The organism is Priestia sp. D3YE.R1 (assembly GCF_049199565.1).
GTDB classification, from domain to species: Bacteria; Bacillota; Bacilli; order Bacillales; family Bacillaceae_H; genus Priestia; species Priestia aryabhattai.
The window spans coordinates 176,487-190,009 of record NZ_JBLTHW010000001.1 but is presented as its reverse complement, the minus strand read 5'-3'; the positions used below and the strand labels follow the sequence as shown (position 1 = coordinate 190,009).

The 13,523-nt window shown below is 38.4% G+C and carries 14 protein-coding genes and 1 riboswitch; of the genes, 1 reads left to right on the top strand and 13 read right to left on the bottom strand.

Annotated elements, in window-relative coordinates; all coding sequences use genetic code 11:
• Positions 1-9: 9 nt before the first annotated feature.
• From ACOZIR_RS00965 to ACOZIR_RS00920, 10 genes are all read right to left on the bottom strand, one after another.
• Positions 10-996 carry an aliphatic sulfonate ABC transporter substrate-binding protein gene (locus ACOZIR_RS00965; protein ID WP_310878318.1) on the bottom strand — a complete coding sequence of 329 codons (987 nt, stop codon included), beginning with the start codon at positions 994-996 and terminating at the stop codon, positions 10-12.
• A 33-nt stretch (positions 997-1,029) separates the two neighbouring features.
• Positions 1,030-1,773: an ABC transporter ATP-binding protein gene (locus ACOZIR_RS00960; protein WP_026106708.1), complete on the bottom strand. Its 744-nt coding sequence runs from the start codon at positions 1,771-1,773 to the stop codon at positions 1,030-1,032.
• A 190-nt stretch (positions 1,774-1,963) separates the two neighbouring features.
• Positions 1,964-3,175 (bottom strand): cation:proton antiporter, encoded by a 1,212-nt coding sequence (locus tag ACOZIR_RS00955; protein WP_328120107.1) that lies wholly within the window; start codon positions 3,173-3,175, stop codon positions 1,964-1,966.
• On the bottom strand, positions 3,176-3,676 hold the full coding sequence (locus ACOZIR_RS00950; RefSeq protein ID WP_421535493.1) for a cation:proton antiporter regulatory subunit: 501 nt from the start codon (positions 3,674-3,676) through the stop codon (positions 3,176-3,178).
• Between the two features lie 135 nt (positions 3,677-3,811).
• On the bottom strand, positions 3,812-4,141 hold the full coding sequence (locus tag ACOZIR_RS00945; protein WP_237758410.1) for a hypothetical protein: 330 nt from the start codon (positions 4,139-4,141) through the stop codon (positions 3,812-3,814).
• 200 nt (positions 4,142-4,341) lie between these two features.
• Complete coding sequence (gene gerE, locus ACOZIR_RS00940; protein WP_013059396.1) at positions 4,342-4,566, bottom strand: spore germination transcription factor GerE; 225 nt, start codon at positions 4,564-4,566, stop codon at positions 4,342-4,344.
• Positions 4,567-4,739: 173 nt separating this feature from the next.
• A complete protein-coding gene (locus ACOZIR_RS00935; protein ID WP_045291129.1) occupies positions 4,740-5,189 on the bottom strand; it encodes an acyl-CoA thioesterase in 450 nt (149 codons plus the stop codon).
• Between the two features lie 63 nt (positions 5,190-5,252).
• Positions 5,253-6,026, bottom strand: coding sequence for a succinate dehydrogenase iron-sulfur subunit (sdhB, locus tag ACOZIR_RS00930; RefSeq protein ID WP_013059398.1), 774 nt, complete (start codon positions 6,024-6,026; stop codon positions 5,253-5,255).
• Positions 6,027-6,029: 3 nt separating this feature from the next.
• Complete coding sequence (gene sdhA, locus ACOZIR_RS00925; protein ID WP_013059399.1) at positions 6,030-7,817, bottom strand: succinate dehydrogenase flavoprotein subunit; 1,788 nt, start codon at positions 7,815-7,817, stop codon at positions 6,030-6,032.
• A 29-nt stretch (positions 7,818-7,846) separates the two neighbouring features.
• Positions 7,847-8,455 (bottom strand): succinate dehydrogenase cytochrome b558 subunit, encoded by a 609-nt coding sequence (locus ACOZIR_RS00920; RefSeq protein WP_013059400.1) that lies wholly within the window; start codon positions 8,453-8,455, stop codon positions 7,847-7,849.
• 489 nt (positions 8,456-8,944) lie between these two features.
• On the opposite strand from ACOZIR_RS00920, the gene ACOZIR_RS00915 reads away from it, so the two are divergent.
• Positions 8,945-9,472: a YslB family protein gene (locus tag ACOZIR_RS00915; RefSeq protein ID WP_045291131.1), complete on the top strand. Its 528-nt coding sequence runs from the start codon at positions 8,945-8,947 to the stop codon at positions 9,470-9,472.
• Positions 9,473-9,522: 50 nt separating this feature from the next.
• Here ACOZIR_RS00915 and ACOZIR_RS00910 read toward each other — a convergent pair whose 3' ends face one another.
• From ACOZIR_RS00910 to trxA, 3 genes are all read right to left on the bottom strand, one after another.
• A complete protein-coding gene (locus ACOZIR_RS00910) occupies positions 9,523-10,755 on the bottom strand; it encodes an aspartate kinase (RefSeq protein ID WP_045291133.1) in 1,233 nt (410 codons plus the stop codon).
• A gap of 140 nt (positions 10,756-10,895) precedes the next feature.
• Positions 10,896-11,073: riboswitch (Lysine riboswitch) on the bottom strand.
• Between the two features lie 65 nt (positions 11,074-11,138).
• Positions 11,139-12,905: an excinuclease ABC subunit UvrC gene (gene uvrC / locus ACOZIR_RS00905; protein WP_340141691.1), complete on the bottom strand. Its 1,767-nt coding sequence runs from the start codon at positions 12,903-12,905 to the stop codon at positions 11,139-11,141.
• Between the two features lie 228 nt (positions 12,906-13,133).
• The gene (trxA, locus tag ACOZIR_RS00900; RefSeq protein ID WP_013059404.1) at positions 13,134-13,448 is read right to left on the bottom strand and encodes a thioredoxin; all 315 of its coding nucleotides are present in this window, start codon (positions 13,446-13,448) and stop codon (positions 13,134-13,136) included.
• Positions 13,449-13,523 lie beyond the last annotated feature (75 nt).

Here is a 13,523-nt window from a genome sequence, read left to right as displayed (position 1 = left end):
TTCATCACCTCATTTTTCTTTTAATGCTTTTTCAATAAATGAATTATCAACGACATCTCCAGTATCAATTTTCTTTTTAATAACGCCTAAAGATTGTTGAAAATCAGCTGTCCGCTGTTGTTCTGCAATAATTTCTTTAGAGGTTGGGCGATTATAGGCAGGATTATTTTTTAACACTTGTCTTACTACGTCTTTATCTAGATTTTTTTGTTTTGCTAAAATATCCACAGATTCTTCAAAATGTTCGTTTTGCCATTCAAGCGCTTTTTGATAAACTTGTAAAAACTTAACGACTAACTCTGGATGATCTTTTGCAAAGCCTTCTCTTACAATAGTAAAACCTGGTGAAGCAACCTTTAATGAATCGCCGTCTGCTAAAATACGAGCTTCATTTTTTAAGTTTTGCAGTGAGATAAACGGTTCCCAGATTGACCATGCATCCACTGATCCATTTTCAAATGCTGGCTGAGCTTCGTCTGGCTGAAGCTGAATAATCTTTACATCACTTGGCTTCAACCCATTTTGGTCAAGAGCTCTGTACAATAAATTAAAACCGCTGCTTCCTTTCGCAACCGCGATCTTTTTACCTTTTAAATCTTTTACGCTTTTAATCTTGCTGTTTTTCCCTACTAAAATGGCATTTCCTTTCAACCCGTCGCTGGAATTAGCAATTTCTAAAAACGGAATGTCTGCGCCTTGACCAGAAATAACCGGTGAATTTCCAACTTGGCCGAAATCCAAATGTCCAGATGCTAAACCTTCAAATTGCGGAGGTCCGCTTTGAAACTCTGTCCATTTAATATTTACACCTATTTTTTTAAATTCTTTTTCAAACCATTTTTGGTTTTGTGCCAGCATTAAAGGACCTAAGCTTTGTTGGATACCAATATTAATCGTAACGTTTTTTGAATCTTCTCCGCTCGCTTTTTCTTTCATCCCGCACCCAGCCAATGCGAGAACAAGTACAATAGCTGCAGTTAAAAGTAGCTTTTTCATCTGTTCTGTCCCCTTCTCTGTCTTATTGAATCTTTAATGTTCTCCTGCTTCTTCAAATTCTTTCAGTACTTGCTGCCTTAGCTGCTGAAACGGTAACTCTGTCTTTTTTCGCGGATGACTAATTTCTACTGGAACGACCCGGCTAATTTCTCCTGGTCTGGCACTCATAATCACAATTTTAGTCCCCAAGTAAATGGATTCATCTAAATCATGGGTAACAAAAATCATGGTTGTTTTTTCTTTTTTCCATATGTCTAGCAGTACATCTTGCAAATGAGTGCGCGTAAAAGCATCTAACGCACCAAACGGTTCATCTAACAATAACACCTCTGGATTTCTTAGAAGAGCACGCGCAATAGCAACTCGTTGAGACATCCCCCCAGATAGTTCTCGAGGATAGGCTTTTTCAAATCCTTTCAGCCTGACAATATCAATTAACTCATCTACGCGGCGCCGAACGTTCGAATCTTTTAGCGATAAGTCAGCCGCTATATTTTGCTCCACATTAAGCCAAGGGAACAAGCGGTGTTCTTGAAAGATCATTCCTTGTTTAATGCTAGGTCCGGCTATGTACTTCCCGTTGATTTCAATACGCCCTTCATAATCCATATCAAGTCCTGCAATCATTTTAAGCAGTGTACTTTTTCCGCACCCGCTCGGACCAATAACGGTGATAAATTCACCTTTATTAATCGTAAGATTTACATTTCGCAATGCTTGAGTTACTTGTTCTCCTTTTTGAAATGAGCGGTTAACAGATTGAATGACAACACTCACAGCAGTTCCTCCTCCTTGAATTTTTAAATCAAAAGCTCGTTCATCTAAAAACACAAAAGCTCCTACCTGAAAAAGGTAGGAGCTTTCGGTTGGCCGATCAGCCCATTGCTATATTTAACTGATTTGTTATTGGATTATTTTGAATTTTATCATATTAATCCTATTTGTCAACTGTGTTTTATATATTTTATCACTTTGATTCTTGAGGATTTGGCTTTTTCCATTTAAATACTGAGTTTAAAAATCCGTATATATGCTTAGACTCCTTCGTTAACAAAGGGCCAATAATAGCTAAAATCAATACATAAAGCGCGGCGAATGGCTGAAGAATTGCGGATAATCCTCCTTCAATTCCAATGTTAGCCATAATGATCGAAAACTCGCCTCGTGACATAATCGTTAACCCAATGTTGGTAGAGGCCTTGTGTGACAGCCCGCTTTTTCTTCCTGAAATCATACCGGCTGTAAAGTTACCAATGATCGTAAGCGCAACTGCGCCAAGCGCAAGCCATCCTGCATCCCACAGCGTAAGAGGATCAATACTTAACCCGAAGCTGAAGAAAAAGATAGCTCCAAAGAAATCACGAAACGGTACGACAAGATGTTCAATCCGATCGCGATGTTCCGTTTCAGAAAATACAAGTCCAAGCAATAACGCACCAATTGCTTCTGCCACGTGAATTGTTTCAGAGAAGCCTGCCACAAAAAACAATACCGCAAAAACGACGATTATAAAGATTTCGTTTGATGAAATATTTAAAAGTTTATTTAGTAGCGGCGTGGCTTTTCGAGCAATGATAAAGAACAGCATCATATAGCCAAACGCAATTAAAATAGATGTTAAAGATCCAGCAAGCGATCCGTGGTCTCCAAGCACTAATCCTGAAACGACAGAAAGATAAACGGCTAAGAAAATATCTTCAAACATAATGATCCCTAATATCAGTTCCGTTTCTGGATTCGCTGTTCGTTTTAAATCAACCAATACTTTTGCGACAATTGCACTGGACGAAATCGTAATAATTCCTGCGATAATCAGCACTTCAAGAAAAGGATTTCCTGTCAGGTATCCATACAATAATCCTAAAGTGAAGTTAATTAAAATATAAATAGATCCTCCCACTGCTATGGACCTGCCTGATTTAATTAACTTTCCAACTGAAAATTCTAATCCTAAATAAAATAGTAAAAAGAGAACTCCAATTCTCCCCATAAATTCAATAATCTCTTGGCTTTCAATAAACTTTAAACTGAATGAGCCAACCTCAGGAGCATGGGGACCAACCGCCATGCCCAGCAGAATGAGGAATGGAATAATCGTAAATTTAAATTTATGTGCTAGTATAGCCGCTAAAGCGACTAGTAACAAAGCTGTCCCAACTTCAAATACTAAATGATCCAATTATGAACTACCTCCTTGTGAAAGCAATTCTTTAATGAGCGTTTTTAAATTCCCTCGTTCTCCAGAGATAACAAGCGTATCTCCTTCTTCTATCAACGTATCTGGTCCTGGAGTTGATAATTTTTTTTGCGTGTTTTTAATGACGGCGATGATAGTGACATCATAGTTGCTGCGAACGTCAATTTCACCAATTGTTTTACTGTGAGCTTTCGCCTGTTTTTCAACTTTATACCATTCAATAACTAAGTCATTGAATGCCACTTCAATGGTTTCCATTGCTTTTGGCTTGTAAATCATGCCGCCTAAAATTGCAGCTAGCTGTCTTGATTCCGTATCTGTTAACATAATATCAAAAATGCTTTCTTCTAAATCTTTTTGATCGAAATGATAGATTTCACGTCGTCCATCATCATGAATGATAACGACTACGCGGTTTCCTCCACTTGTCTCAATTTCAAATTTACGGCCGATTCCTGGCAATTCGGTTTCTTTAATCATCATTGAATGATCACTCCTATAAAGTTTTTAAGAAGAATTTTTTAATTTTGTCGCGTTATTTGCATAGCAAATAAGCCTAAGAATAGTTGGTAATTTTAGGTTCGAAGAAAAGGCTGTGGAAATTTCAACCTTTTTTATTTAATTGAGGTAACTTGATTGAAAGATTTTTGGATAAAAAAGTGTTTTTTTGAGGATAAAATACGCAATTTGATGCGTCGGAATGATGAGTTTGGCACTCACCCATACTAAAGCAAAAGTTACTATCACACTTTGTATGAGAGATCCTATTTGTTTGACGCTGTGCTTAGCTCCTGGAGACATGTGCACGATATCCGTGTAATGCTGAACCGAACTTTTTGTGACCTTTACTTTTTCAAAGTCGTTATCAATAAATTTATCTGGCAAACTCGCAAAAGGCAAACAGAATATCATGCATAATAATACGCCTAACCATACATTTTTCATCATCTCACCTCTCTTTCTTTTGAAGTAGTATCTCCTTACTTAAAAGTATACGTACTCTGAAATTCAATTTCAAGCAATAAGTTTTTTTTATAAAGATTTACCTTTTTTATAATATTTTCTTAACGTCATTCTTTCTAGATACATATGCGCCACTTAAAGAAATATACAAAAAGCTGGCTTTCTAAGAAGAAAGCCAGCTCATGTTATAGTTCAAGTTCTCCCATTCGAAGGAGTTCTACGACTGCTTGAGAACGCCCCTTGACTCCAAGCTTTTGCATCGCATTAGAAATATGATTTCGAACTGTTTTTTCGCTAATGAATAGTTCACTCGCGATTTCTTTTGTTGTTTTGTCCTGTACTAAAAGCTCGAATACTTCTCGTTCACGCTTTGTAAGTAGCGGTTTAGGTTGAAACTCTTTTTCTTTCAATGTAACCCTCCTTGCCTGATCCTGAGTTGAACTATCGGATGGGTGTAAATTTAGTCAACATATCTTATGTGCGTTATGCCTACGCGGTTACTAGTTTTAGAAAAAATATGCAAAAAACTCTTTTTACCTTTAAAAAAGAAAAAAAGCCTGAAGAAAGAGCCTTCAAGCCATTTTCATATATTCGATAAACACCTTTTCATCTCTTCATTCCAAGGCACGCTTTTTCCTGTTTCTTTAGAAATTTGCACCATTGTTCCTCTCCCCGTGAGTACAACCTCCCTTTGCTCATTTTGAATCATATAGTGTAAATCAACCGACGAACGTCCGATTTTATGGGCCTTTACAAAAACAGCTAGCATATCGCCGAAATACACTTGTTTGATATAGTCGCACTGCAAATCAGCCACCACCGGTATTGTTCCTTCATGCTCACTCGTCCACTTTTGCATAAAGCCAATATGATGAAAGAATTCCGTACGTATTTGTTCAAAATAAACAAAAGGAACCGTATTATTTAAATGTCCAAACATATCTGTTTCCGAAAATCTTACCTTAATTTTCTGCTTAAACGAAAATGACTCTTTCCAGTGATCCATGTCTTCAATATACGAAATATTATTCATCTGTAATTCCTCCATTCGTCATAGACAAAATAAAACCTCTCCGCTTGGAGAGGTTTTGAGTGATTATACTTGATCGCTACCAAAGAAACTTCTGAATGCTTGAATGGTTGTGTCGCGGTTCAAAGCTGCGATTGAAGTAGTCAATGGAATTCCTTTTGGACATGATTGAACGCAGTTTTGAGAGTTTCCGCAGTTCGCTAGCCCTCCATCACCCATAATCGTCTCTAAACGTTCTCCTTTATTTAACGCACCGGTTGGATGGGCATTAAACAAGCGAACTTGAGAAAGCGGTGCTGGACCGATGAAGTTTGACTTGTCGTTTACGTTTGGACAAGCTTCTAAGCAAACGCCGCATGTCATACACTTGGATAACTCATACGCCCACTGACGTTTCTTTTCTGGCATACGCGGTCCTGGTCCTAAATCGTATGTGCCATCGATTGGAACCCAGGCTTTTACTTTTTTTAGTGAATCAAACATACGGCTGCGGTCTACCTGCAAGTCACGAACAACAGGGAATGTTTTCATTGGCTGTAAGCGAATTGGCTGTTCTAGTTTATCAACAAGAGCTGTACATGACTGACGAGGTTTACCGTTGATAACCATTGAACAGGCTCCGCATACTTCCTCTAAACAGTTCATTTCCCAGTTTATCGGAGCAACCTCTTTACCTGAAGCATCAACAGGGTTACGTCTGATTTCCATCAGTGCTGAAATAACGTTCATATTCGGACGATACGGAATTTCAAACTCCTGATTGTAAGGAGCAGATTCAGCTGAATCTTGACGTGTAATAATGAAGCGCACTGTCTTTTGGACTGTTTGTTGTTCACTCATTGATTAACGAACCCCCTCTTGTTGTTTTTTTGGTTTTTCATCTTTTTTCTTTGTGTAGTCGCGCTTACGCGGTTTGATTAACGATACGTCTACCTCTTCATAATGGAAAGAAGGAGCCGTTTTCTTATCAACGAAAGATGCCATTGTTGTTTTTAAGAATTCTTCATCATTACGATCTGGGAAATCCGGCTTATAATGAGCACCGCGACTTTCGTTACGGTTGTAAGCTCCTAGCGTTACAACACGTGAAAGCTGAAGCATGTTTTGCAGCTGACGAGTAAATGTTGCGGCTTGATTACTCCATTTAGCCGTGTCATTAATGTTGATACGATCATAGCGTTCAATTAATTCTTGAATCTTTTCATCTGTTTTTAACAGTTTGTCATTGTATCGTACGACTGTCACGTTGTCAGTCATCCATTCCCCTAGCTCTTTATGAAGAACGTATGCATTTTCTGTACCTTGAAGATTCATGATGTTGTTCCATTTCTCTTCTTCTTCTTTCACATGACGATCATATACGCTTGAAGAAATAGCATCTGCGCTCTTTTCTAAACCATTGATGTATTCAACGGCTTTAGGACCGGCAACCATACCACCATAAATAGCTGATAATAATGAGTTTGCTCCTAAACGGTTCGCTCCGTGCTGTGAATAATCGCACTCACCAGCTGCAAATAAGCCAGGAATATTTGTCATTTGATCGTAATCTACCCATAAACCGCCCATTGAATAGTGTACGGCTGGGAAAATTTTCATTGGTACCTTGCGCGGATCATCACCCATGAATTTTTCATAGATTTCAATGATACCTCCAAGTTTAATGTCTAGCTCTTTTGGATCTTTATGTGAAAGGTCCAGATAAACCATGTTCTCTCCGTTAATTCCTAACTTCTGCGCTACGCAGACGTCGAAAATTTCACGAGTTGCAATATCACGAGGTACTAAGTTACCGTATGCAGGATATTTTTCCTCTAAGAAATACCAAGGCTTACCGTCTTTATATGTCCAAACGCGTCCGCCTTCTCCACGAGCAGATTCACTCATAAGACGAAGCTTGTCATCTCCCGGGATAGCAGTTGGATGAATTTGAATAAACTCTCCGTTTGAATAGTATGCACCTTGCTGATACACGATAGATGCCGCTGAACCTGTATTAATAACTGAGTTCGTCGATTTTCCAAAGACAATCCCAGGTCCACCTGTAGCCATAATAACCGCGTCAGCTGGGAATGTTTTAATTTCCATTGATTTTAAATTTTGTGCAGAAATTCCGCGACAGCTGCGCTCATCGTCAAGAACAGCACCTAAGAATTCCCATCCTTCGTACTTTGTCACAAGTCCGGCAACTTCATAGCGACGAACCTGCTCATCTAATGCGTACAATAATTGTTGACCAGTTGTTGCTCCAGCAAAAGCCGTACGGTGATGCTGGGTACCGCCAAATCGTCTGAAGTCTAACAAACCCTCAGGAGTACGGTTAAACATTACACCCATACGGTCAAGTAAGTGAATAATACCAGGAGCTGCTTCACACATTGCTTTTACAGGTGGCTGGTTGGCTAAAAAGTCTCCGCCATACACTGTGTCATCAAAGTGTTCCCATGGTGAATCTCCTTCACCTTTTGTATTTACGGCCCCGTTGATTCCACCTTGAGCGCAAACTGAGTGAGATCTTTTTACCGGAACTAGTGAAAATAAATCTACTTGCTTGCCAGACTCAGCAATTTTTATTGTTGCCATCAAGCCAGCTAAACCGCCACCGACTACGATGATTTTTCCGTTACTCATCGGAACCCCACTCCTTCAAAACCTTAATTTTATGCAAATGCGAATAATGTACGAACACCTACGAATGTAAGTGCTAAGAAGATTGCTAATGTCACATAAGTTGAAATTCTTTGAGAACGTGGTGTTACAGTTAACCCCCAGCTAACTCCAAATGACCATAGACCGTTTGCAAAGTGGAAGATTGTAGATACAACACCAACTATGTAGAATGCAAGCATTGCTGGGTTGCTTAAAATTCGTTCCATCATTTGAAAATCTACTTCTTTTCCAAGCGCAGCTTGTATTCTGGTTTCCCATACGTGCCATGTGATGAAGATAAGTGTGATTACACCTGAAACACGCTGAAGGATAAACATCCAGTTACGGAAAAATCCATAGTTGTTAACGTTTGTTTTAGCAGTGAATGCGATGTAAAGACCGTATATTGCGTGAAAAACAATTGGTAAGAAAATAATGAAAATTTCTAGAGCATAGCGGAAAGGTAAGCTCTCCATGAAGTGAGCTGCTTGATTAAATGATTCTTCTCCCTTTGTCGCGAAATGATTCACAACTAAATGCTGTGTTAAGAAAATCCCGATTGGTATTACTCCAAGTAGTGAATGGATTCTCCGATATTGAAACTCTCTGTTTGCCGCCATCTGCGTAGACCCCCCTTAGTTAAATGAACATAGTTTGTGAAGAACTTTCTTACTCCCACTAGACAAATAGATTAATCGTGAATACAGGAAATGAAAACCTTTGCATTTCCTAATAAAGTATGTGACAGGTTAATTTTACTCCCATCGATTAAGAGCGTCAAGGCAAGATGTTTAAATCTTCTATAAAATATAAATTTATAAAATTTTATATTTGTTAACGCTTACTGAATTGATGTTAAAGATTTTTTCTTTCTATTATAGTATCGCTTGCCACAATTAAGTAAGCGTTTACTTTGTACTTTTATTGTAAACAAGTTCACAAAACATTTACACAGGTAAAAGTACCCTTTTAAAAGGTATTTTATGGTTTTTACATCTTTACATCTAACTCTTTTTACCATAATAAAGTTCCTCTTACATTTTATTAAAAAAATGCGTGAGAGGTTTTTTAGATTTGTATATAATAGTAGTAAAGAAAGAGGGGAAAGCATGAGCAATTTACAAACAGAATCACAGCAAGAACTTGAAGAGACGATGGAAACATCAGAACCTAATGTCGCAGCTGAAACAGAGAGAGCTCTTGATCACGTTCCATATTTCGGATACAGCCTTTTGCGTGATGTGTTAATTCCAGAGCTTCTTGGAGACGAAACGAATACCATCTCATACTGGGCAGGAAAACACCTTGCGCGTAAATATCCATTAAATACAATGGATGAAATCGTCGCTTTTTTTAAAGCCGCTTCCTGGGGAACACTGACGCTTGCCAAAAAAGATAAATATTCACTAGAGCTTGAATTATCAGGTGATGTGGTCAGCAAAAGATTTCAGCAGGAAACTTGTTCGTTTCATCTTGAGTCAGGATTTGTGGCTGAACAGATTCAGCGTCAAAACAACTGCCTAACAGAAGCCTACTTAACACCTAAAGAAAAGAACGGAAAAGTGCTGATTTCCGTGCAGTGGGACCGAAAAGATATCTTACCTACCGAAACACGTGCGGAGCGTTATAAAAAGTAAAAAATACGTATATATAAAAGACGTGGAGATACCACGTCTTTTTCTTTTCTTTATACTTGCACTGCCTGCTGCTCTTCTAGTTCAAATGCTACGTGAAGCGTCTCAACAGCTTTTACCATATCAGCATGCGGTACAACTGTAGATACTTTAATTTCAGACGTGCTGACCATCTTCACTTCAATTTTCTCTCCTGCCAGCACTTCAAACATTTCGGCTGCAACACCTGGATTAGAAATCATGCCAGATCCAACAATCGATACTTTAGCCAGCCCGCTTTCATGTTCAATACGCGTATATCCTAAAGTAGATTTATACTCCTTTAAGACAGCAAGAGCAGCTTCTACATCTACGGTTTTAATAGAAAACGAGATGGATAAACGATTATTAGCCGTTACGTTTTGAATAATAATATCCACATTTAACTGTTCTTTTGCTAATGCTGTAAAAATAGTAGAAAGAGTTTGTAACTCGTTGTTCAACCCTTCAATTGTCACCCGTGAAATATTATCTTCAAACGCAATTCCTCTTACGACTAAGTTTTGTTCCATTGAAACTTCCTCCTCAACAATCGTTCCATTCTCGTTTTCTAAGCTTGAACGCACTTCTAGCGGTACCTGATAATTTTTTGCAAACTCAACAGCGCGCGGATGCAGCACCCCTGCTCCTAAATTGGCTAATTCTAACATTTCATCATATGAAATAGAGTAAAGTTTACGAGCATCTTCTACGTAGCGCGGATCTGTCGTAAACACTCCTGTTACGTCTGTATAAATATCACATTTTGCAGCTTTTAATGCTGCAGCAAGAGCTACTGCCGTCGTGTCAGAGCCGCCTCGACCTAATGTCGTAATGCTCCCATTTTCTGAACAGCCTTGGAATCCAGCTACTACTACGATTCGCCCTCTATCTAATTGGCTTTGAATACGAGTCGTGTCAATGCGCTGGATTCGTGCATTGCTGTGAACTGCTTCCGTCTGGATACCAGCTTGCCAACCTGTTAGCGAAGTTGCTTCATGACCTTTGCATTGAAGAGCCATGGTTAACAGGGAAATCGTTACTTGTTCTCCAGTTGTAAGAAGCATATCCATTTCGCGTTTACTTGGACTGTCCGTAATATCACTTGCTAATTTCACCAGTGCATCTGTGGTTTTGCCCATTGCCGATACAACAACAACTACTTGGTTACCGCGCTCTGCTTCTTGAATAACACGGTTTGCTACATGTTGAATACGTTCAACAGAACCAACAGATGTTCCACCAAATTTTTGAACGATTAATGCCATAATTTTGTTCATTCCTTTTCAATAAATTTGCATATGCAGGATGATGAGAAGCTAAATTTTTTTACTCAGACAATAAAAAAAGCAATGAGATGAGCTCTCATTGCTTAACGAACGAAAATTATAAACATAACCGTCCACTGCCGTGAGATAGCTCTCCAAGAATCTACATCTTGACAATCCTACGTTTATTCAACGCAGAACCAGCAATCATTACTATGAGGTAATGTTCACTTCGGCAAATTTCCCTTTCCGCATCATTCATAAGGGCTCATACCCTTCCTGATACGTACTGATTAAATTTGCACCTCTATCTTCACTTCATTTGATGAAGTGTCGTATGAAATTAGTTAATAGCTTATCAAATATTTTCTATTATTTCAAGACTATTTTTGCAATGTTTCATAAATTTTTTCAGCAATGTTTTGAGGAACACCTGAATTTCGAATATCTTCAACCGTTGCTTCTTTCAATTTTTTCACCGAACCAAAATGCTTTAACAAAGCTTTTTTACGCTTTTCTCCCACTCCCGGAATGTCGTCCAGAACTGACTGAAAAGCGGACTTAGACCGCACTTGACGGTGGAAGGTAATCGCAAAGCGGTGAACTTCATCTTGAATTCGCTGAAGCAAATAAAATTCTTGACTATTGCGTTCAAGCGGTATGATTTGAGGAGGCTCACCAATCATCAGGTTGGAGGTTCTGTGCTTATCATCTTTGACAAGACCTGCTGTAGGCACTAAAAGTCCCAATTCATTTTCGAGAACGTCCTGTACTGCAGCTAAATGCCCTTTGCCTCCATCTACAACAATTAAATCCGGAAGCGGAAGACCTTCTTTTAACGCTCTGGAATACCGTCTGCGAACGACTTCTCTCATGGAACTGTAATCATCTGGTCCCTTTACGGTCTTAATTTTATATTTGCGATATTCTTTCTTTTCCGGTTTCCCATCAACAAAAACAATCATCGCAGAAACGGGGTCTGTTCCTTGAATATTTGAGTTATCAAATGCTTCAATCCGATAAGGAGCGGCAATTCCAAGCTCTTCTCCTAACCGTTCAACTGCGCCAACCGTGCGCTCTTCATCTCGTTCAATTAAATAGAATTTTTCACCGAGCGCAATTTTTGCATTTTTACACGCAAGTTCCACTAATTCTTTCTTTTTGCCTCGCTTTGGATGCTGAACCTCTACTTCTACTAATTTCTCAGCTAACTCTGCATCAATCGTTGCTGGAACCATCACTTCTTTTGGCTTAATATTTTTGGCATAAAACTGACCGATAAAAGTTAAGAAATCTTCTTCTGGCTCTTTATAAAAAGGAAACATAGAAACTTCTCGTTCAATTAATTTCCCTTGGCGAATAAAGAAAACTTGAACACACATCCAGCCTTTATCATAAGAATAGCCAAACACATCTCGATTAACAAAATCATTAAACGTTACTTTTTGCTTTTCCATTGTCGCTTCGATATGAGTAATTTGATCTCGGTATTCTTTAGCCCGCTCAAAGTCGAGCTCTTCTGAAGCTTTTAGCATTTTTTCAGTTAACTCTGTTTTGACATGCTCATATCCACCATTCAAAAACCGCGTGATATTTTCAATAATTTGTTTGTTTTGCTCTTCTTTTACTTCTTTTACGCAAGGAGCTAGACATTGCCCGATATGGTAATACAAACAAGGTCTGTCTGGCATAGTGGAGCACTTTCTTAACGGATAAATGCGATCAAGAAGCCGCTTTGTTTCATTTGCAGCTTGAACGTTAGGATAAGGACCAAAGTATTTTCCTTTATCTTTTTTTATTTTTCTTGTAATAACAAGTCGGGGCTGTTTTTCAGCTGTAATCTTAATAAAAGGATAGCCCTTATCATCTTTAAGCATGATATTGTATTTTGGATCATGCTTTTTGATTAAATTCATTTCTAAAATAAGCGCTTCTAAATTAGAAGATGTGACGATATATTCAAAATCGACAATGTCGTTTACAAGTCGAAGCGTCTTTCCGTCATGAGATCCGGTAAAGTAGGAGCGTACTCGATTTTTTAATACTTTTGCTTTTCCTACGTAAATGACCGTTCCATATTTATCTTTCATCAAGTAACAGCCGGGCTGATCCGGTAAAATAGCCAGCTTTTCTTTTAAATAATCGTTCATACTTTTCTCCTTCCTCTTCTCTTACTCTGTCCATCTATACAATCGCTTATGAAGCGTAACCTACATTCTTTCCTGTCTTAATACATGTACATAAGCCGGATTTATGGCAGTGTTCCTTACATCTAGTATAAAACAAACGAACGCATATTCGCTAAATAAAAGTATTCCCAAAAGAGAAAAAGTGGAGAAAAAGAAAAAAACCTAGCCTGAGCTAGGTTAGGTTTTGACTTACGCGTGTTTATTAATTAATTCTGTTAATGCTTCTTTCGGTTGGAAACCAACTACTTGATCAACTTTCTCTCCATCTTTGAACAATACTAAAGTTGGGATACTCATAACACCAAATTTTCCAGCTGTTTCTTGGTTTTCATCAACGTCTACTTTTACGATTTTAACTTTATCGTTAAGTTCGCCATCAATTTCTTCAAGAACTGGAGCGATCATTTTACAAGGTCCGCACCATGGTGCCCAAAAGTCAACAAGCACTAGGCCTGATTTAATTTCATCTGTAAAGTTTTTATCTGTAGCATGTGCAATAGCCATTTTAATTCCTCCTAAATATATGCAATATCCAAATTCTACTCACAGTATATCACCTTCAAATAAGGTTTGCTAACT